The sequence below is a fragment of the Gordonia sp. UCD-TK1 genome (assembly GCF_001691435.1).
Taxonomy (GTDB): domain Bacteria; phylum Actinomycetota; class Actinomycetes; order Mycobacteriales; family Mycobacteriaceae; genus Gordonia; species Gordonia hongkongensis.
The window spans coordinates 16,533-35,448 of the sequence record NZ_LZMP01000023.1 but is presented as its reverse complement, the minus strand read 5'-3'; the positions used below and the strand labels follow the sequence as shown (position 1 = coordinate 35,448).

The window sequence follows — 18,916 nt, the reverse complement described above, 5'->3', positions numbered from 1 at the left end:
CACGATTCAGGTTCGCGACCGGCTGAGGTCGAAGTCGTAGCGCGAGGTCGGCACCACGTCGAGGTGGCGGTCCGCGCCGAAGCGGGACACGCTCTCGAGCATCAGGGTCATCCGACGCTCGAGTTCCCGCTGATCACCGCCGCTTCCGTAGAACGCGTGGATGTCGCTGACCGCCGCCATCGGGAACAGTTCCTCGACGATGGCCGCGACCGGCGGGGTGTCCTCGGTCAACGGTCGTTCGACGATGTTCTGGACGTAACCGAACGTGGCCTGGGTGTCGATGGCGACCTGGGTGTGATCGTCCAACCAGCGGCGCAACCACTCGGCGTGGTCGAGTTCGTCGGGGCGACGGAGGAAAGCGATATTGGACAGCGCGTCGATCCGCGTCCCGTCGGCGGGCAGGTTCGGATTGAGCGGTGCCCGCGCGGTGACCTCCCAGACGGCGATCGGACCGTCGAGTTCGTCATCGACGACGGCGAGGACCGGGTCGGGGTCGGGCGCCCAGAAGGACAGCACCGCGACGATGGGCGGGTCGAGTTCGTCGATGCGCATGGCCCCGGAGACCGCGTCGTCGCTGAGGTTGACCTGCATGCGCGTTGCCCCCGCTGCCATACAGCGCTCGACGAGATCGTCGGCGTCGGCACGGGTCGGCCCGCCGCCCCGGATGGCGACGATCACCTTCGAATCCGTCATCCCGCGGACGGTACCGGGCGTTCCGCGCGCCGGTCGCCGATTCGCAGATCCATCCGCGCTTTTGCTCCCTGAGCTGTGGGGAGCGCAAGCGACAGCCCCTGCTCCCTGAGGTGCGAGGAGCGCAAGCGACAGCCCCCTGCTCCCTGAGGTGCGAGGAGCGATAGCGACGAGCCACGAAGGGCCTGGTGAGACACGTTGCGGAGCCCTTCGTGGCTCGCTTCGCTCGCACCTCAGGGAGCATAGAATTCGGGCGCCCAGGAGGGTTCGCTCGGTGGTCCACGACGGCCGTCCGGCCGCTCCTCAGGGAGCGGAGGCGTCGCGCTCGTCGCACCTCGGGGAGCGGGAGGGGGCCGTGCTCCTTGCGCCCGTGCTCAAGGAGCGTGAAGCTGCGTGCGCGGGAGCCTCAGAACTCCTCGGCCCCGATGAGGGCGGCATCGTCGGCGACCTTGTGGTCGTGGGCGACCTTGGCCAACGACACCGCGCCGAGGGCGACGACGCAGTATCCGGTGGCGAACCACCACGGTGTCGCCTCCGAGCCGGTCCACTTCGCGAGGTAGGCGACGAGCACGGCCGCGATCGCGGCGCCCATCCAGCGGAGGAAGCTGAACCCGGCACTCGAGACCGAGCGCGGGGTGTCGCCGCCGACGGCCGACATCGCGACGTCGGTGAAGAGGGTGTTGAGCACGCCCGAGGGGAAGCCGGAGAGGATTACGGCCAGGCCGATCAGCCAGATCTGTCCGGTGAACGTGCCGATCCCGGCCAGCACCATGACAAGTCCGTATGTCGAGATGGCAACCATGACACCGGCCTTCTCACCGACGACCCGAGCGAGCAGCGGCGCGACGAAGACTCCGGCGACCGCGGTGAGTAGACCCCAGCCGAAGAAGACGAGTCCGGCGTAGATGGGTCGCAGGCCCATCGCGATCGGCGCCCAGGCGATCACGGTGAAGAGGGCGCCCGTGTAGAAGGCGGAACCGACGGACGTGACGAACAGGGTGCGGTTGCGCAGGACCTTGATCGGGTCGACGATCCGGACCCGCACTCGTTCGGACCGGGGGCCGTCGGCGGGAAGCATGAACGCGCACAGGATGGCTCCGGCCAGCATCAGCAGGGCGGTACCGGCAAACGGTGCGCGCCAGGTCCATTCACCGAGCGTCGCACCCAGGAGCGGTCCGACGGCCAGCCCGATGCCCAGGGCGGCCTCGTACATCATGATGGCGCTGTTGCGGTTGCCCACCGCCGATTGGACGATGAAAGCCAGTGCGGTGGCGAGGAACAGTGCGTTGCCGAGACCCCAGATCACCCGGTAGGCGATGAGCTGGTCGATGTTGTCGGCGAAGGCCGAGACGCCGGCTGCGACGACGATGAGTCCCAGCCCGACGGTGAGTGTGCGTCGCGGCCCGAAACGGTATGCGACCCAACCGGTCAGCAGCATCGCGACGCACTGGACGCCGACGTAGACACCGAACAGGAGCGTGAGCTTCTCCGGTGGGGCGTTCAGCGCTTCGGCGATGCTGTGCAGGATCGGGTCGACGAGGCCGATGCCCATGAAGGCGATGACGGCGGCGAAGGCGGTGATCCACACCGCGCGCGGTTGGGCACGCAGGGAGGCGAGCATCGACGGTTCGGTTGCGGTGGTGTCGCGCGCAACCGCGGCGATGTCGCCCGGGGTGTGTTCGGTGACGGTCATTGATTCCTCTGCCAGATCAGGCGGACGGCCGGCGGTGTCCGAACCGCGACCGGGCCGCTCACGCACTCGCCGGGCGGGCGGGGTGCGATACCGGGTGATTGTCGAGCTGGTCGCGCAGGGCCTGCAGGGCCGGCCCGGCCGCGGCGATGGCTTCGCGCTGCTGATCGTCGAGTGCGGCGAGCGCACCGGTCAGGATGACGTCACGCTCCTCGCGGATCTGTCGCACGAGGGTGCGCCCGTGGTCGGTGAGGCCGACGAGCACGGCTCGGCGGTCGTCTGGATCAGGTCTGCGTTCGACCAGGTCGTGCTTGGTGAGTCCGTCGATCACCGACGTCGCTGTCGGCATGCGGATGGATTCGCGGGTGGCGAATTCACCCATCCGCATCGGCCCGTGATCGGCGAGGACGCTCAGGGCGGAGGTCTGCGCCGCGGTCAGCTCGACCGACGGTGCGCGACGACGAAGGGCCAGGTAGAGCCTGGTGATCGTCGGCCGCAGGGTCTGGGCGAGCTGGGCGGGGTCGGAAGCGGACACGTTTAGAGAGTCTAATACTTAGGAATTCGAAGTATTAGGGCGGGAGCCTGTGACGCTGCGCACGAATGTGCGACTCCACTCGTCAGACGGTCAGTGGTGCCCCACGACTCCGAAGAAGGCGATCAGGTCCTGGCGTGCAGTCGCGACGCCGTCGGGCCGGCCGTCGATCTCGCTGAGCAGTCCGCGCTGGAAGATGCCGTCGAGCGCGATGTAGGCGACCGCCGGTGTCACCGCGGGCTGCGTCCCCGACAACTCGCAGAATCTCTCCACCACGCGCCAGATCATCTCTTCGCGCCGGTGCTCGATCTCGATCACGTCCGCGCGGAAGGAGTCGTCGAACATGCTCTGGTTGCGCAGGTCGTACCAGAGCCGATGAATGGCTGCCTCGGAGTGCATGCCTTCGAAGAAGGTGTCGGCGAACTCGTCGCGCAACTGGTCCGCGGTCGCCGCGTGGGCCACGACCTCGTCGTAGCGGGTGACGCAGACGGCCTCGTACTGCCGGACCGCGTGGGCGATGAGGTCGAGCTTGTCGGTGAAGTAGTAGTGCAAGACCCCGTGCGAGTACTCGGAGTTCTGCGCGATCTCGCGCAGGCTCGTCCGCGCGTACCCCAGTTCGGCCAGCGTCGTCAGAGTCGCCATGGCCAGCTCGTCGCGTTTGGCCTGGAACTTGTCTCGTGCGCGGGCCTCGATGCGGGCCTGTCGGTCGACGACCTGTGTCATCTCGCCGTCCTTGCCGGGGGATTCCCTTGCTCGGGGAGTGATGGAGTTCGAGACCCGAGTGTACCCACCCGGCCGAGTTCGACGCTTGTCGGCGCCGGCCGGGCGGGCACCGGGTGAGGCCTCGATCCGGTCAGCTGAATGCGCCCCGGACCTCGGTCTTCAGGATCTTGCCGACCTTGGACCGTGGCAGCTCGGTCCAGATCTCGATCTCCTTCGGCGCCTTGACGCTGCCGATCCGTTCCTTGACGAAGGCGATGAGCTCCTCGGTGTCGGCGTCGTACCCCGCACGCAGTTCGACGGCGGCCGTCACTCGTTCGCCCCATTTGGGATCGGGCAGCCCGATGACGGCCGAGTCCTTCACCGCCGGATGGGCCAGCAACGCCTGTTCCACCTCGGCCGAGTACACGTTGAACCCGCCGGTGATGATCATGTCCTTGGCGCGGTCGACGACGAAGAGATAGCCGTCGTCGTCGAGGTAGCCGATGTCGCCGGTGTGATGCCAGCCGTGCGCGCTCACTTCGGCCGTGGCCGTGGGGTTCTCGTGATAACCGTCCATCACGAGCGGTCCCCGCACGACGATCTCCCCGCGCTCGCTGTGACTCAGCAGCGACCCGTCCTCGGCCATGATCGCGACCGTGGTCAGCGGTGTCGGCCGACCGGCCGATCCGAACCGCTCGGTGGCCATCGACCCGTCGTCGTGGAAGTGCTCGGCGGGCGCGAGGGTGGCGATCATGTTCGGCGCCTCCGTCTGCCCGAACAACTGGCCGAGCACCGGTCCGATACGCGTCAGTGCTTCTTCCAGCCGCGTGGGCGACATCGGCGCCGCGCCGTACCACAGACATCGCAGCGAGCTCAGATCCCGACTGTCGAGGTCGGGATGGTCGAGCACCCCGTAGATCACCGTCGGCGGGAGGAAGGCGTGAGTGATGCGATGCCGCTCGATCAGCGCCAGGAACTCCCCGATGTCAGGTGCCGCCATGATCACGACCTCACCGCCGAGGCTGAGGATGGGGAATGTCAGCACCCCCGCCGAGTGGGTCAGCGGGGCGAGCGCCAGATACCGGGGGCGCTCACCGAACGGGTAGCTCATCAACGCCAGTGCCGTCGAGGTCATCATGTTGTCCTCGGTGAGCCGCACCCCCTTCGGTCGGCCGGTCGTCCCGCCGGTACCGGCGAGCATGCACAGACCGCCATCTGGTCGTCGGCGTTCGTCCGGTTCGGCCCGATGTTCGTCGAGCCAGCCGTCGAACGGCGTCGCCCAGTCGACGTCGCCGTCCAGACAGATCAACCGGTCCAATTGCGGGAGCTGATCTTTGATCTTCTCGATCAGGCCGGCGAACTTCGCCTGGAAGAACAGCAGCCGGCACCCGAAGAGATCGAACAGCTGTCGGTTCTCCTCGGCCTCGTTGCGCGGATTGACCGGGCACCACACGGCACCCGCACGCGAGATGCCGAAGACGCACGTCAGGGCCAGCGAATCGTTGGCCGAGAGGACGGCGACCCTGTCACCGGCCTCGATCCCGTTGTGCTGCAACGCACCCGCGATGGCAGTGGACCGATCCTGGACCTCGCCGTAGGTCGAGGTGACCCCGCCGGCGGTGAGGCACGGCGCGTCGCGCCCCAGCGAGGCGCCCTTGTCGAGGTACTCCGAAAGTCGCATGTCGTCCTCAGCGGTGCACGGTGACGATCGGGTCCAGGACCAGACCGAAAGCGCGAAGGGTGCCGAGCAATTCGCGATGGCCGAACGCCTGGCAGCTCGAGACGAAGCCGACACGGCGGGGGCGGGCCTGGAGCAGTTCGTTCGCGGCGTGCGCGTTGAGCAGGGCGGTCTGCTTGTAGTTGGAGTTGCCATGGATCACGCAGTGCGCGCGGCCGAGCGGACCGGAGGCGTAGACCGAGTCCAGCGAGGTGTTCAGGCGCGGGTTCTCACGCGGGGGCATCTCGCTGCGGATGGCGGCCGACTGCTCGTCGATGATCCGGTACTTCTCCTCCTCGGACTTGCCCTCCATCTGTTCGAGCGCGGCGGCCACCAGAACCGGAACGCCCTGCATCAGTGGCCGATTGAAGACGCCGCCGAGTGCCTTGGCGGTGGCCACGCGCGGGTCGTTCTTGAACCACACCGGGTGTGACGTACCGCCCCAGGGCAGAGCGAGACCGAGGTCGTGCTGACCGGGCACGCTGACCGTGTACAGACCCGCGTCCGCCGGCCATTCGACGTACTCGTTCTCCTCGAGGTAGTACGCCTTCGCGAATGCGGCATTGGTGAGGATCGTGTTGGTCGACGCGACGGTCGGGTGGCCCTTCCAGAACACCTGGATGTCGAGGGTGTCCAGTCCGGGGTTCTCCAGGCAGATGTTCGCGGCGATCTCGCCGATGGAGTACATCTGCGCCAGGCCCGGCGTCAACACCAGTTCGCGAGAGGCGAATTCGGCTCCGTACTGCGCCTCGGCATCGATCATCCAGTTCTGCTCACCGTTGGTGTCGGTGTAGTGGGCCCCGATCTCCAGGCACGCCTGGACGACCTCGTGACCGTAGCGGGCGAACGGCCCGACCGTGTTCAGTACGACGTCGGCGCCGCGGAAGGCCTCGGTCAGCGCCTCGACCGTGTGCTCGACCTCGACGATGTCGTACGCGACCGTGTCGATGCCCGGCACCGCCTCGACGGCGCTCTTCAGCCGGGCGTGGTCGCGGCCCGCGGCCAGGAACGGGATGTTGTACTCGCGCAGGTACTCACAGATCAGTCGGCCGGTGTATCCGGACGCTCCGTAGACGACGACGCGTTTGTCAGTGGGCATGGTGGGACTCCTCGTGTCTGGTTCTGGTGTTCGATGCGGGTGTTCGGAAAAGCGTTGCGGCAGTGGACGTCGGCGGGATCACATCCCCATGCCGCCGTCGACCGGCAGTCCGGCACCGGTGATGAACTTCGCGGCGTCGGAGACGAGGAAGACCACGGCGTCGGCCATGTCGTCGACCTGTCCGAGTCGGCCCAGGGGTGTCAGCTCCGCGACCGCCTGGGCAGCGGCCTCCGGGGATTCGAACAGGCCCAGTGCCGCGGTCTCGACGGCGAGTTTGTTGCCCATCGCGGTCGGGGTGAGGGCGGGATAGATCGAGTTGACGCGCACTCCGTAGCCGAGCTTGCCGGATTCGGCGGCCGCCACCCGGGTGAGGCGGTCGATACCCGACTTCGTCGCGGAGTAGACGCTGATGCCGGGGAATGCGATTGTCGCAGCGACGGATGCGATGTTCACGACGGCTCCGCCCTTGCCCGCGATGCCGCCGGGACGCATCGCGCGGAACGCGTGCTTGGTGCCGAGGGCAGTACCGAGCACGTTGACGTCCAGCATCTTCGACGCCTCGCCGGCGTCGAGATCGACCAGGAGGTTCGTCACCTCGATGCCGGCGTTGTTCACGACGATGTCGAGGCCGCCCAGCGACTCGACAGTCGACGCCACGGCCGACTCCCAGGCCGCGTCGTCGGTCACGTCGAGCGCGACGAACTCGGCCTTCGCGCCTTGTGCCCGAAGCGTTTCGACCGTCTGCCGACCGCCGTCGGAGTTCACGTCGCCGATCGCGACGGACGCGCCCGCTGCGGCGAGCGCCTCGGCCATCCCGGCGCCGAGGCCCTGCGCGCCACCGGTGACCAGTGCCGTCCGCCCGGTCAGGTCATAACTCGTCATCGTTCCACCTCCGTGAGACCGCCTCGGCCGAGGCGGAGAAGCAAGACACAGTCGGGACGACATGTGCTGCACGCCACACTAAGCGTGAGTCTTGACAGTCGTCAAGAAAAACCTTGACGACTGTCACGATCGGGGTGCGGTCCATGAAAGATCCAGCTCAACGGCGCGGTACCGCTGGACAGTCCTGGTGGGAGATGCAGAACACCCCCGAGCCGGGCCGCAGGGCCGGGGCTCGAGGGTGCTCGGATGAAGGGGCGCGGTCAGACGCCGATCTCGCCTCCGTTGTCCCGCCACACGGCGACGACGGAGGGCCGGGGCTGCGACTGTCCGCCGTCGGGCCAGTGCGACGCCGGGTTGTCCGCGGAGTGGTCGTCGAGTTCACCGGGGTGCTGAACCGCGATCAGGACACGATTGGTGTCGATGATCGGGCCGCAGGTCTCGCCACCCTTGGGCACGGTCAGGAACTGCTTGGTCTCCCCGCGTCGATCGCCGTCCAGGGCGACCGCGAACAACCCGTCGTTGCTGTCGAGTGCATTGCCGTCCGTGGAGATCCACAGATTGCCATGGGGATCGAACGCGACGTTGTCGGGGCAGGAGATCGGACTGACCTTGGTCTTGTCGAACCCGCCGTAGTAGGTGTCGGCAGCAGCCGGGTCGCCGCACACCAGCAGGAGTTCCCAGGTGAACTCGGTGCCGGTGTGGTCGTCGGTCATCTCCAGGACCTGACCGTTCTTGTTCTCGTTGCGGGGGTTCACCGCATCGGCAGGGGCTTCTCCATCGGTGCCGCGATCATCGTTGTTCGTCAGCGCGCAGTAGACCTTGCCGGACTTCGGATTCGGTTCGATGTCCTCGGGTCGGTCCATCTTGGTCGCGCCGACGGTGTCGGCGGCCTGCCGGGTGAACACCGCGACCTCGGCGGGGGACATGCCGGGGATGTACGAGCGTGCCGAACCGTCGGCATTGACCGTCAGCAGCGGCTTCCAGGACCCCTTCCCGGCGAATTTGCCTGAGGCGGGCGGGGTTCCGGTGCCGTCCACCGGGTCGGGGGAGTCCCCGGTGAAGGTGGCGACGTAGAGCGTGCCTTCGTCGAGGATGCCCATGTTGTGGTCGCGGGCCGTCTTCGACAGGCCGGACTTCATCTTGCGGCTGGAGACGAACTTGTAGATGTACTCGAACCTCTCGTCGTCACCGCTGTAGGCGACGACGGTGTCCTTGTCCGGCCCGCTCCCGACCACGTAGATGTTCGCCGATTCGTGCTTGAACCGGCCCATCGAACTGTGCTTCACCGGAACAGAATTCGGGTCGTGCGGATCCACCTCGACGATGTAACCGAAGCGATTCCCCTCATTCGGCTCGACGGCCAGGTCGAAGCGCTTGTCGAACCGTCCCCAGTAGTGCTCGTCGCCGTCGTCCTCGAAGGAGTAGCGCTCGAGCCGCTCCTTGGCCTTGGCGTCGGTGACGGCGCTCGGGTTCGCGAAGTAGTTGTTGAAGTTCTCCTCCCCGGAGAGCATCGTGCCCCACGGGGTGAGACCTCCGGAACAGTTGGCGAAGGTGCCCAGGACAGTGGTGCCGGCCGGGTCCGCGGCCGTCTTGACGAACTCGCTGCCCGCGGCCGGGCCGGTGAGGCGGAACGGGCTCGAGGCAGTCAGACGTCGGTTCCGGGGGCCCACAACGGTTTTGAGAGCTCCGCTGCCGGGTTGCGCGGTGACCTCGACGACTGCGATGCCGACCGACGCCATGGCGATGCGGGCCTGCTGCTCGGTGGGTTCGCCTTCCTTGTAGCCGGCGAACATGAAGGGCTCGGTCGGATACTCCAGGTTGGCGACCAGGTAGTGGTGATCGGCGACGCCGTCGACCGGGATCAGGCCGGCGAAGTCGTTGTTGAAGCCGAACTGCCCGGCCTGCGCCTCGGGCGTCTGATTGGCGAAGTCGAACTCGGGAGCGCCGGGCAGGATCGGGTCGCCCCACCTGATCACCACCTCCTGGCGGTACCCGTCCGGGATCACCACGGCGTCCTCGGTGTTCGGCGCGACGGCGGCGAAGTTCATGCCCGGCATCGCATCTCCGGATGCCGCACCGCTGGACGACGAGGCCGACCCTGACGACCCGGAATCACCGCACGCCGCGAGGAGCGAGGTCGCACCGACGGCCACCGCTGCACCGGCCGAGGTCTTGAGAACGCTTCGACGCGAGACCGCGGTGCGGACGACGTCCCGGAAGTAGTTGTTGTCGCTGGTGTTCCCGGGATCGTGGCGGCACGCGTCGCCGCACTTGTAGCGGCAGGTCACGTTGGCGCGGGACGAACGTCCGGCATCCTCACCGGTGGACATGAACAGCTGCAACGGAATACGCACACGGGCTCCTCTGAAAACATGGTCGCGCCACGGGGCCGGCGCACGACGAGGAGCACGTTAGGAGGATGAAACGAACCGATGGCTACCCGAGCGTTAACGGCAGCCCAACACCCCTGTTGGTTCCACGTGGAACATCACGCGGCCGTGCTGATCCGGCCCGCTCGCTGCGCTCCCGGCGCCGGGGCCTAAAAGCGCCCGCCGGTTCCGATCCGGCCCGAGGACCCGGAGCCGCCGAAGGAACCGGGGCTGCGTCCGCCGCTTCCGAAACCGCCCCCGCCGAAACCCCCGCCGAAACCGCCGCCACCGAAGCCGCCCCCGCGTCCCGCGACGGTGCCGCGTAGAAAGCTGTCGACGAGGATTCCGCCGAGGACCGCACCGGCGGTGGACGAGCCGCCCGGATGTCGCTGTTGCGACTGCCAGTCGACGACGTCGGTCTGAGCAGCCATGAGCGCCTGGTTGGCCAGGGAACCGGCGCGACGTGCGGTCGCGGTCGCCACCGGGGCATCGGTGGCTGCGGCGTCCATCGCGGACTGCAGAAGGCGCTGCGCCTCCGCCAGTCGGGTACGTGCCGTGGACTGCACGGCCCCCCGCCGGGTGCCGATGAAGTCGGCCGCCGCCGTCACCTTGGCCTCCGCCGATTCGAGTGCCGCGGTGAGGACCTGTGCTCGACGGATGCGCTCGGCCGCGGCGTCCCGGGCCGCGGCGAGTGCGTCGTCGAGATCGGCATCGGCGTCGACGAGCGCCGTGAAGGTACCCAGCGGATCGGCGTCGAAGTTGCTGCGGGCATTGGCGACCGCGGCGCTCGCGACCTCGATCGCAGTCACCAGCGAGGTCCCGCCGGTCTGTGCCAGGGCGTTGGCCTCGGCCAGTTCGTCGTCCACCTCGGCGATGAGCGCCGGCATTCGCGAGCGGGCGACGGCGATGTTCGCATCTGCGTGATCGATGGCGTCGAGCAGCGTGGTCGCCTGCTCGATCGATCCCTCGGCCGACCTGATCGCAGCGACGGCCGGTCCCTGCTGACCCACCGGTGCGGCGATGGCGGCGCGCCCCTGATCCGCGGTCGCCTCGGCGAAGTCGATCTGGGCTCGGGCGAGATCGACGTTGTCGAGGATGGAGGTCAACGTGGCCTCGCCGTGCTTGCCGATGAGCTCGGTCAGCTGCTGCGACGCCGTCTCCAGACGGGCGCGTAGACCGATGAGTTGCTGGGTGATGGCGTCGAATCGCGAGTCCGCATTGATGAGGAGGTTGCGCATCGCGTCGAAGTTCTCGACGTGGTCGTCCAGTGTGCTGTCGATCTCGGTGCAGGTGGTGATGATCTGGACGAGCATCGAGCGTCGTTCGTCGTCGGTCTCGGGAACGTTGTCATCGAGACGCTGGCGCAGCGCGAACGCCCGTCCGAGCGCCTGCTCGGCGTGCCGCACGGTGTCGGTGAACGGAGCCGTCTCGGCCTCACCGAACTCGCCGACCGCCAGCTGCAGCTCCTCCTTGCTGGTACGGATGGCGTTGTCGAGGTCGGTGAGCACCTCACGCGACCACGGGTCGAGCACCTCGACGGGTTGCGCGGCCAACTGGTCGACGGTCAGTTCCTGCTCGCGCAGGGTCTCGACGCTGTCGTCGATACGACGCTGCCTGCGGCGTCGGGAGTAGAGGTACGCGCCGCCGCCGCCGAGGACGGCCACGCCGCCGGCGACGCCGGCTGCGATGAGGCCGGTGTGGTTCGGATCTAGTGCGCCGGAGAGTCCGTTGACCGCCGCCAGGCCCGCACCTGCCCAGTTCTCGTCGCGCAACTGCGGGACGACGTCGTCGTTCGCGACTTCTTCGAGTGTCGATTGATCGAGGCCGCCCACGCTGTCGGGTGCGAAGAACCGATACGCCCGGTCCTCGGTGGCGACGGCGAGCAGGGCGTCATGGTCACCCAGCTCGCTGGCGGCGGCGGTGCGATCCGCCCATTCCTCGCTGGTCAGACCGTCGAAATCGCGGACGTACACGACCCACATCTGGACCGCGTGGGCGTTGTAGAGCGAGTCGATCGCGGTCTCTAGCTCGGTGCGTTGCGCCGGGGAGATCGCGTCGGCGGAGTCGACGACGTAGTTCGGCAGCCGGGTGGGCGGCTCCGCCGACGCCGCGCCGGGGGACGCCAGGGCCATGAGGACGCCCAGCAGTCCCGTCAGCGCGACCGCCGAAGCCGCGCGTGTCAGCAGTTCCCGAAGTGCCGGCACTCGATGCATGATCACAAACCTAGCCGTGCGGGCGTGCGGTGTCGTCGACGCCTTCGGGGGAGTGTCGGCACCCGGGCGCGGGTGCGCCCGGGTGCTACGCGGTCAGTTCCGCGAGTCGCGCCACCGACACAGCGCCTCGAGTGCGGTGAGGTCGTAGTCGGGGCCGGTGACGCCGACGGTCAGCAGCGTGACGCCCTCGTCGGCGAGCGCATCGGCATCGCGCAGCAGCGCGTCGGTGTCCCCGTCGAACTGCACGCCCGACGACCGCTCGATGGTCTCGGGATCGCGACCCACGGCGGCGCAGTGCTCGGCCAGCACCTTGGACTTGTGCCGGTACTGCTCGACGTCGTTGAAGCCGTGCCAGACGTCGCCGTGCTCGGCGATGTAGCGCAGCGTCTTCTTCTCGCCGCTGCCGCCGATGAGGATCGGGATGTCGCGGGTGGGAGCCGGATTCAGCTTGGCCAGCCGCGACTTGATCCGCGGGAGGGCGGCACCGAAATCGTTCAACCGGGAACCGACGGTGCCGAAGTCGTACCCGTACTCGTCGTAGTCCTTCTGGAACCAGCCGGCCCCGACGCCCAGGATCAGACGGCCGTTGCTGATGTGGTCGACGGTGCGGGCCATGTCGGCGAGTAACTCCGGATTCCGGTAAGAGTTGCAGGTCACGAGCGCGCCGATCTCCACCCGGGAGGTCTGCTCGGCCCAGGCGCCGAGCATCGTCCAGCATTCGAAGTGTTCGCCCTCGGGGGCGCCGTACAGCGGATAGAAGTGATCCCAGTTGAACGCGATGTCGACGCCCGTGTCCTCGGCGCGGCGGACCGCGTCACGGATCAGCGAGTACTCGGGTGCGTGCTGGGGCTGGATCTGGACACCGATGCGAATGGGGGAGGCCATGCCGACCAGTCTGCCCGCTGACGGCGGAATCGTCGACGGACATGGTGGCCGCGCAGTGGTGGTGCGGCGTTGGCATCGGCGGTACGAAGTAGCGGTGAGCATCAGACCGGTCGCGCCGCCGCTCGACGAACTACGCCGTCGTACCAGCGCGAAGTGGAACACGCACCCCGACGACGTACTACCGCTGTTCATCGCGGAGATGGACTATCCGCTCGCACCGGTGGTCGCCGACGCCATCATCGACCGGGTACGTGCGTCCGACATCGGTTACGCGGCGACCTCGGGTTCGGCAGGGGAGGCCTTCGCCGGGTTCGCCGACCGTCGGTGGGGGTGGCGGGTGGATCCGGCTGACGTCAACTCGACGACCGACGTGAGCGTCGTCATCGTCGAGAGTCTGCGTGTCGCGATCAGTCCCGGCGACGGTGTCGTGCTGATGCCCCCGGTCTATCCGCCGTTCTTCGAACTCATCCCGGAGGCCGGAGGTCGCGTCGTCGAGGTGCCCCTTCTCGAGGAACGCGGGTCGTCGTCGACGACCTGGCGGATGGATCTGGCGGGCATCGAACGCGCCCTCGCCGCCGGGGCCCGCGCGGTTTTACTGTGTCACCCGCACAATCCGCTCGGTCTCGTCCACGACGCCACCGACCTCGCGCGACTGGCCGACTTGGCCGCGGGCGACCGTTGTCAGTGACGAGATCCATGCGCCGCTGGTCCACCCCGGCGTGGAGTTCGTCCCGTTCCTCGCGGTGAGCGACACGGCGCGCGACGTCGGCGTGGCCGCACATTCGGCGAGCAAGGCCTTCAATCTCGCCGGTGCCAAGTGCGCGCTCACGGTTGTCGCGTCGGATCGGGGCCGGGCTCTGATCGCGCGGCAACCCGACGAGGTGCGCTATCGCACGAGCATCATTCTGGGCCGCGCTGCGGCCGAAGCGGCATTGGCGCACGGTGACGAGTGGCTCGACGCCACCCTCGAGGTCATCGGGGAGAGCTTCGATCTCCTCGAACAGCTGCTCGCGCAGCATCTTCCGACGGTTCGGTACACGCGGCCGGAGGCGTCGTATCTCGCCTGGCTCGACTTCCGCGAGACCGGGCTGGGCGACGACCCCGGGCTCGTCATTCTCGACAAAGCCCGCGTCGCCCTGCATTACGGACACGCCTTCGGGAATCCGGGTGCCGGTTTCGTTCGACTCAACGCCGCCTGCTCCGCCGACGTGCTGACCGAGGCCATCCGGCGGATCGCGGGCGTGGTGCACTGACCCGGGGTCTCCGCTCCACCATCACTTCTTGCCGGATCGGCAACCGTCCTTGCCGCTCACGACGGTGCGTGCCACAGTCGAAGACATGACCACCGAGAACAGCCACCGCCCCGAGGCCGCCACCGAGTCCCGGGGGAGCAACGATCCGGGAACCGCCGAAGGCTGGGACGAGCGGTACCGCAGCGCGGACCGTTTGTGGACCTCCGACGTCAACCCTGCGCTCGTCGCCGAGGTGTCGGACATCGAGCCGGGCACCGCGCTCGACGTCGGGTCGGGCGAGGGGGCCGACGCCCGATGGCTCGCCGACCGCGGATGGCAGGTCACGGCCCTCGACATCTCGCAGGTCGCGGTGGATCGGGCTCGTGAGATCGACCCGCGGCCGTCGATCACGTGGTTGCGTGCCGACGTGATCGCCGAGGACGTGCCGGCGACCGACGTCGACCTTGTGACCATGCATTACTTCCCGATCCCGAAGGAGAATGTCGACGCGGCCCGCCGGCTGGTCGATGCCGTCGGCCCCGGCGGGTCCCTGCTCGTCGTGGCACACGCCCCCGAGGGTGTGCGTGCACATGGCTTCAACCCGGATGCCTATGTGCAGCCCAAGGACTTCGTGGCCTTGCTCGGCGACGGTTGGGAAATCGTCACCGACGAGACGCGGGAACGCGGCAAGGCCGCGGGAGGCGGCCACCACACCCACGACGTGGTGTTCCGGGCGCGACGCCGGGCCGCCTGAGATCCCCTTGCGTTTTGTCCCGGTAGCCGGGACAAGGCGCAACCTGATCTGACGGGTGGCGGTCGTGACTTCCGCTCCGCCCAGATTGAGTGCACATCTGTACACTCGGGGCATGACCGCCACGACCACGCGTGAGTCCGAGCTGCGGGCGCTCACCGACCTCGGGCTGTACGAGGCCGGCGCTGCGACGCGCGGCGTCGGAGCGATGCACCGCGTCATCGCCGGGGGCGTCTTCCGGATGCTCCGGCCTGTCCTGGGGAGTTCCGTCGACACCGCGCGGATGGTGCATGACGCCGTCAGCGAGGGGACGTACAACTCGATCACCGCTGCCCTCGACGCCGGCCGGTCGGCTGCGGACCATGTGCCCTGGTCGGAGGGCCGCGCGCCCTCGCATACTACTCGAGGCGCGGTGCTCCTCGGCATTCTCAACGGTCTCATCGGCGATGAACTGGACACCGTGCACTCGCCCCTCACGGCCGACATGTCGATCCGCGTCGACGGCTGGCCGGTCTCCCTCGACGCCGAGTCGCTCCGCGATGGCTTCCCCGACGCGGGTGGACACGTCGTCGTGTTCCTGCACGGCCTGATGGAGTCGGAGTTCGCGTGGTCTCTAGGTGAGCAACCCACATACGGCGAGCGGCTGACCGACGACATCGGCGCCACCGAGGTCCAGGTCCGCTACAACACCGGTCGCCACATCAGCGAGAACGGCCGCGCCCTCGCCGACCTTCTCGACGCACTCGTCCTGCTCTGGCCGACGCCGGTGACACGACTGACCCTCATCGGCCATTCGATGGGTGGGCTGGTCGTCCGAAGTGCTTGCCACGCAGCCGATCAGCGCGGCGACTACTGGACGGGCCTGGTGTCGGAGACAGTGTGCCTCGGCACGCCGCACCTCGGGGCTCCACTCGCCCGCGGTGTCCACCTGGCCACGAATGCGCTGAACCGGACGCCGGTCACCCGCCCGATCGGCTCATTGTTGCGTCGTCGGAGTGCCGGGGTGCGGGACCTGTTCCACGGCAGCCTGACCGACGACGACTGGATAGGTCACGACCCGGACGCGTGGTCGCAGCCGCCCGGCGCCGACGTGCCGCTGCTGGCGGGCGCTCGCCATCTCTTCGTCACCGCGACGATCACCCGCGACCCCGACCACCCGGTCGGGCGTCTGCTGGGTGACGGCCTGGTGCTCGCGCCGAGTGGGCGCGGGCAGCACACGCGGCAGCGTCGCGGGCTGAAGTTCCAGGAGGGGTTCCACATCGGCAACGCACACCATTTCACCCTGCTGAACGACGACGCGATCTACGAGTGGCTGCTCGGCCACCTCATCCCGCGAAAGGAGCTGCCGCCCGGGCGATCGTCGTGAGACCGCGCGGGTTTCGCCGACGAAGCGGCGTCGAACTCAGTGCGGACGGCGCTGCCGGTAACGTCCGCGCGCGGCGAGTACGCCGACGACCCATCCGACGAGAAAGACCACGGCCAGGATGAACCACAGCGGGGACTCGACACTCACCCAGAACAGGTCGATGCGCACCGTGGTCCGGTTCTGCACGATGAAGACCACCGCGAGAACGGTCAGTCCAAGCGCAATCCATTGCGGCAGAGACACCTTCGACAGCGCGGACGATTTCCCAGTGGTGGGTTTCGGGGTGCCACGGTCTTTGGCCATGCCAGAGACTGTAGGCGCATTCGACGGCGGTCACCGGAGATCCGGTTGCGATTTGTCCCGCAATCCGGGACAAACCGCAACCTGACGCCGGCACCGGGGTTCAAGGGGTCCAGCGGGACCGGTACCGCGCTCAGCGGCAGACCGCCCCTTGCGACGCCGAGGTGACGAGCTTGGAGTACTTCGCCAGCACGCCGCGCGTGTACCGCGGGGGCAGGGGAGTGAACTCCTGTGCGCGCGAAGCGAGTTCGTCGTCGTCGACGAGGAGGTCGAGGAGACCGCGGCCGACGTCGAGCCGAATCCGGTCGCCGTCGCGGACCAGAGCGATCGGTCCGCCGTCGACGGCCTCCGGCGCGATGTGACCCACGCACAGACCGGTGGTGCCGCCGGAGAACCGGCCGTCGGTCATCAGGAGCACGTCCTTGCCGAGACCCGCGCCCTTGATGGCGCCGGTGATCGCGAGCATCTCCCGCATGCCCGGTCCGCCCTTCGGGCCTTCGTACCGGATGACGACGACGTCCCCGGCGGTGATCGTGCCGTCCTCGAGCGCGTCCATCGCGGCGCGTTCGCGGTCGAAAACCCGTGCCGTGCCCTCGAACACATCGGAGTCGAAGCCTGCGGACTTCACCACCGCGCCCTCCGGGGCCAGCGATCCCTTGAGGATGGTGATGCCGCCGGTGGGATGGATGGGCGACTTCGTGGCCCGCAGGACCTGGCCGTCCGGGTCCGGCGGCGCGATGTGCGCCAGGTTCTCGGCGACCGTCGATCCGGTCACCGTCAGGCAGTCGCCGTGCAGGAGGCCCGCGTCGAGGAGTGCCTTCATCACCACCGGCACACCGCCGATGCGATCGACGTCGGTCATCACGTGCCGGCCGAACGGCTTGACGTCGGCCAGGTGCGGAACCCGGCTGCCGACGCTGATGAAGTCGTCGAGCGACAGTTCGACCTCGGCCTCGTTGGCGATGGCGAGGAGGTGGAGCACCGCATTGGTCGAGCCGCCGAACGCCATCACCACGGCGATCGCGTTCTCGAAGGCCTCGCGGGTCATGATGTCGCGCGCGGTGATCCCGCGGCGCAGCATCTCGACGACGGCGACCCCGCTCTGGCGGGCGAACTGGTCGCGACGCTTGTCCGGGGCCGGGGGTGCGGCACTGCCCGGGATGGACATCCCCAGTGCCTCGGCCGCGCTGGCCATCGTGTTGGCGGTGTACATGCCGCCGCACGCACCCTCACCCGGGCAGATCGCGCGCTCGATGGTGTCGACGTCCTCCCGGCTCATAAGTCCGCGCGAGCACGCCCCGACCGCCTCGAAGGCGTCGATGATGGTCACCTGACGCTCTTTGCCGTCCGACAGCGTCGCGTATCCGGGCAGTGTCGACCCGGCGTAGAGGAACACCGACGCGAGGTCGAGTCGGGCCGCGGCCATCAGCATGCCGGGCAGGGACTTGTCGCAACCGGCCAGCAGGACCGAACCGTCCAGGCGCTCGGCGCTCATGACGGTTTCGACGCTGTCGGCGATCACCTCGCGGGACACCAGCGAGAAGTGCATGCCCTCGTGACCCATCGAGATGCCGTCGGAGACCGAGATGGTGCCGAACTCGAGCGGGTACCCGCCGCCCTCGTGCACGCCTTCTTTGACCGCCTTGGCCAGCCGGTCGAGCGACAGGTTGCAGGGCGTGATCTCGTTCCACGACGACCCGACGCCGATCTGCGGTTTCACCCAGTCGTCGTCGCCCATGCCCACCGCGCGGAGCATGCCGCGGGCCGCGGTCTTCTCCAAGCCGTCCGTGACGTCGCGACTACGCGGTTTGATGTCGATCTCGGCGTCCGGTTCGGTTCGCTTGGTCATGAGGGCAAGAGTAGTGGTCATCGCCGGCGAGTGGTCGGAACACCCGATGCACCACGGGCGAGTTCGTCCAGGGGCTGCTGAACCCGATCACCTATCCCGGTAGCCGGCTCCTTCCGCCGGCCCTGCAGCTGACGGTGGTCGAGAACGACCCGACCGGCGTGGCCGGACGCAACGTCGACGGTTACATCGCGCGCCCGTACTTCCGGGAGATCTTCGCGCAGGACGTGTCGCCCGCGGTCGCCGCCGACATGTTCGCCCACCAGAAATCCGCCGCGCTCCGCGCCAACCTGGAACCGTCCGGACCGCCGTCGTGGGCACGGGTGCCCAGCTGGTACCTCGTCTCGCAGCAGGATCGGGTGATCCCACCGGCGCTGCAGCGATTCCTGGCCGGACGAGCCGCACCCGGGCGCACCGCGGAGGTCAACGCCTCGCACGCCTCACTGGTCTCTCGCCCCGACGCGGTCTCGCGGATGGTGCTCCGAGCGGTCGACGCGACGCAACCGCGCTGACCCCCGGGTGTCCGTCCCCGCATTGTGAGCGCGGTGATTCTAATCGGACCGAGGCCGACGAGGGTGGCGCAATGACCTGCGGCCGAGCGCGGGCCGCAGGTCACGGCGTACCGCCGGTGGCGCATTCGCC

At 68.3% G+C, this 18,916-nt stretch carries 14 protein-coding genes and 2 pseudogenes; 4 read left to right on the top strand and 12 right to left on the bottom strand.

Features of this window, described 5'->3' with window-relative positions; genetic code table 11:
• Positions 1–6: 6 nt before the first annotated feature.
• The 10 genes from A9310_RS13775 to A9310_RS13730 all read right to left on the bottom strand — a co-directional run bounded on the left by A9310_RS13775 (position 7) and on the right by A9310_RS13730 (position 12,779).
• Entirely contained in the window at positions 7–693 is a 687-nt protein-coding gene (locus A9310_RS13775; protein WP_065631114.1) for an EthD domain-containing protein, read from the bottom strand.
• 403 nt (positions 694–1,096) lie between these two features.
• On the bottom strand, positions 1,097–2,383 hold the full coding sequence (locus A9310_RS13770) for an MFS transporter (RefSeq protein ID WP_065631137.1): 1,287 nt from the start codon (positions 2,381–2,383) through the stop codon (positions 1,097–1,099).
• 58 nt (positions 2,384–2,441) lie between these two features.
• Positions 2,442–2,915, bottom strand: coding sequence for a MarR family winged helix-turn-helix transcriptional regulator (locus A9310_RS13765; RefSeq protein ID WP_058252932.1), 474 nt, complete (start codon positions 2,913–2,915; stop codon positions 2,442–2,444).
• Between the two features lie 90 nt (positions 2,916–3,005).
• Positions 3,006–3,635, bottom strand: a complete 630-nt coding sequence (locus A9310_RS13760; protein WP_065631113.1) for a TetR/AcrR family transcriptional regulator — start codon at positions 3,633–3,635, stop codon at positions 3,006–3,008.
• 130 nt (positions 3,636–3,765) lie between these two features.
• Positions 3,766–5,295: a long-chain fatty acid--CoA ligase gene (locus A9310_RS13755; protein WP_065631112.1), complete on the bottom strand. Its 1,530-nt coding sequence runs from the start codon at positions 5,293–5,295 to the stop codon at positions 3,766–3,768.
• A gap of 7 nt (positions 5,296–5,302) precedes the next feature.
• Positions 5,303–6,430 carry a DUF5938 domain-containing protein gene (locus tag A9310_RS13750; protein ID WP_065631111.1) on the bottom strand — a complete coding sequence of 376 codons (1,128 nt, stop codon included), beginning with the start codon at positions 6,428–6,430 and terminating at the stop codon, positions 5,303–5,305.
• 78 nt (positions 6,431–6,508) lie between these two features.
• Complete coding sequence (locus A9310_RS13745) at positions 6,509–7,312, bottom strand: SDR family NAD(P)-dependent oxidoreductase (protein ID WP_065631110.1); 804 nt, start codon at positions 7,310–7,312, stop codon at positions 6,509–6,511.
• Positions 7,313–7,572: 260 nt separating this feature from the next.
• Positions 7,573–9,666 (bottom strand): PhoX family phosphatase, encoded by a 2,094-nt coding sequence (locus A9310_RS13740; protein ID WP_065631109.1) that lies wholly within the window; start codon positions 9,664–9,666, stop codon positions 7,573–7,575.
• 185 nt (positions 9,667–9,851) lie between these two features.
• Positions 9,852–11,894, bottom strand: a complete 2,043-nt coding sequence (locus tag A9310_RS13735; RefSeq protein ID WP_065631136.1) for a TPM domain-containing protein — start codon at positions 11,892–11,894, stop codon at positions 9,852–9,854.
• 93 nt (positions 11,895–11,987) lie between these two features.
• Positions 11,988–12,779: an LLM class F420-dependent oxidoreductase gene (locus A9310_RS13730; RefSeq protein WP_065631108.1), complete on the bottom strand. Its 792-nt coding sequence runs from the start codon at positions 12,777–12,779 to the stop codon at positions 11,988–11,990.
• A gap of 94 nt (positions 12,780–12,873) precedes the next feature.
• On the opposite strand from A9310_RS13730, the pseudogene A9310_RS13725 reads away from it, so the two are divergent.
• The 3 genes and pseudogenes from A9310_RS13725 to A9310_RS13715 all read left to right on the top strand — a co-directional run bounded on the left by A9310_RS13725 (position 12,874) and on the right by A9310_RS13715 (position 16,128).
• A pseudogene (locus A9310_RS13725) lies at positions 12,874–14,032 on the top strand (MalY/PatB family protein).
• Positions 14,033–14,117: 85 nt separating this feature from the next.
• Complete coding sequence (locus A9310_RS13720; RefSeq protein WP_083207378.1) at positions 14,118–14,765, top strand: bifunctional 2-polyprenyl-6-hydroxyphenol methylase/3-demethylubiquinol 3-O-methyltransferase UbiG; 648 nt, start codon at positions 14,118–14,120, stop codon at positions 14,763–14,765.
• Positions 14,766–14,877: 112 nt separating this feature from the next.
• Positions 14,878–16,128, top strand: a complete 1,251-nt coding sequence (locus A9310_RS13715; RefSeq protein ID WP_065631107.1) for a triacylglycerol lipase — start codon at positions 14,878–14,880, stop codon at positions 16,126–16,128.
• Between the two features lie 36 nt (positions 16,129–16,164).
• Here the strand turns inward: A9310_RS13715 and A9310_RS13710 are convergent, their stop codons facing one another.
• Positions 16,165–16,431 (bottom strand): lipopolysaccharide assembly protein LapA domain-containing protein, encoded by a 267-nt coding sequence (locus A9310_RS13710; protein ID WP_065631106.1) that lies wholly within the window; start codon positions 16,429–16,431, stop codon positions 16,165–16,167.
• 130 nt (positions 16,432–16,561) lie between these two features.
• The gene (gene ilvD / locus A9310_RS13705; protein WP_065631105.1) at positions 16,562–18,277 is read right to left on the bottom strand and encodes a dihydroxy-acid dehydratase; all 1,716 of its coding nucleotides are present in this window, start codon (positions 18,275–18,277) and stop codon (positions 16,562–16,564) included.
• A gap of 56 nt (positions 18,278–18,333) precedes the next feature.
• Here ilvD and A9310_RS13700 point away from each other — a divergent pair.
• Positions 18,334–18,786: pseudogene (locus A9310_RS13700) on the top strand (alpha/beta fold hydrolase); the annotation flags it as partial.
• Between the last annotated feature and the right edge of the window lie 130 nt (positions 18,787–18,916).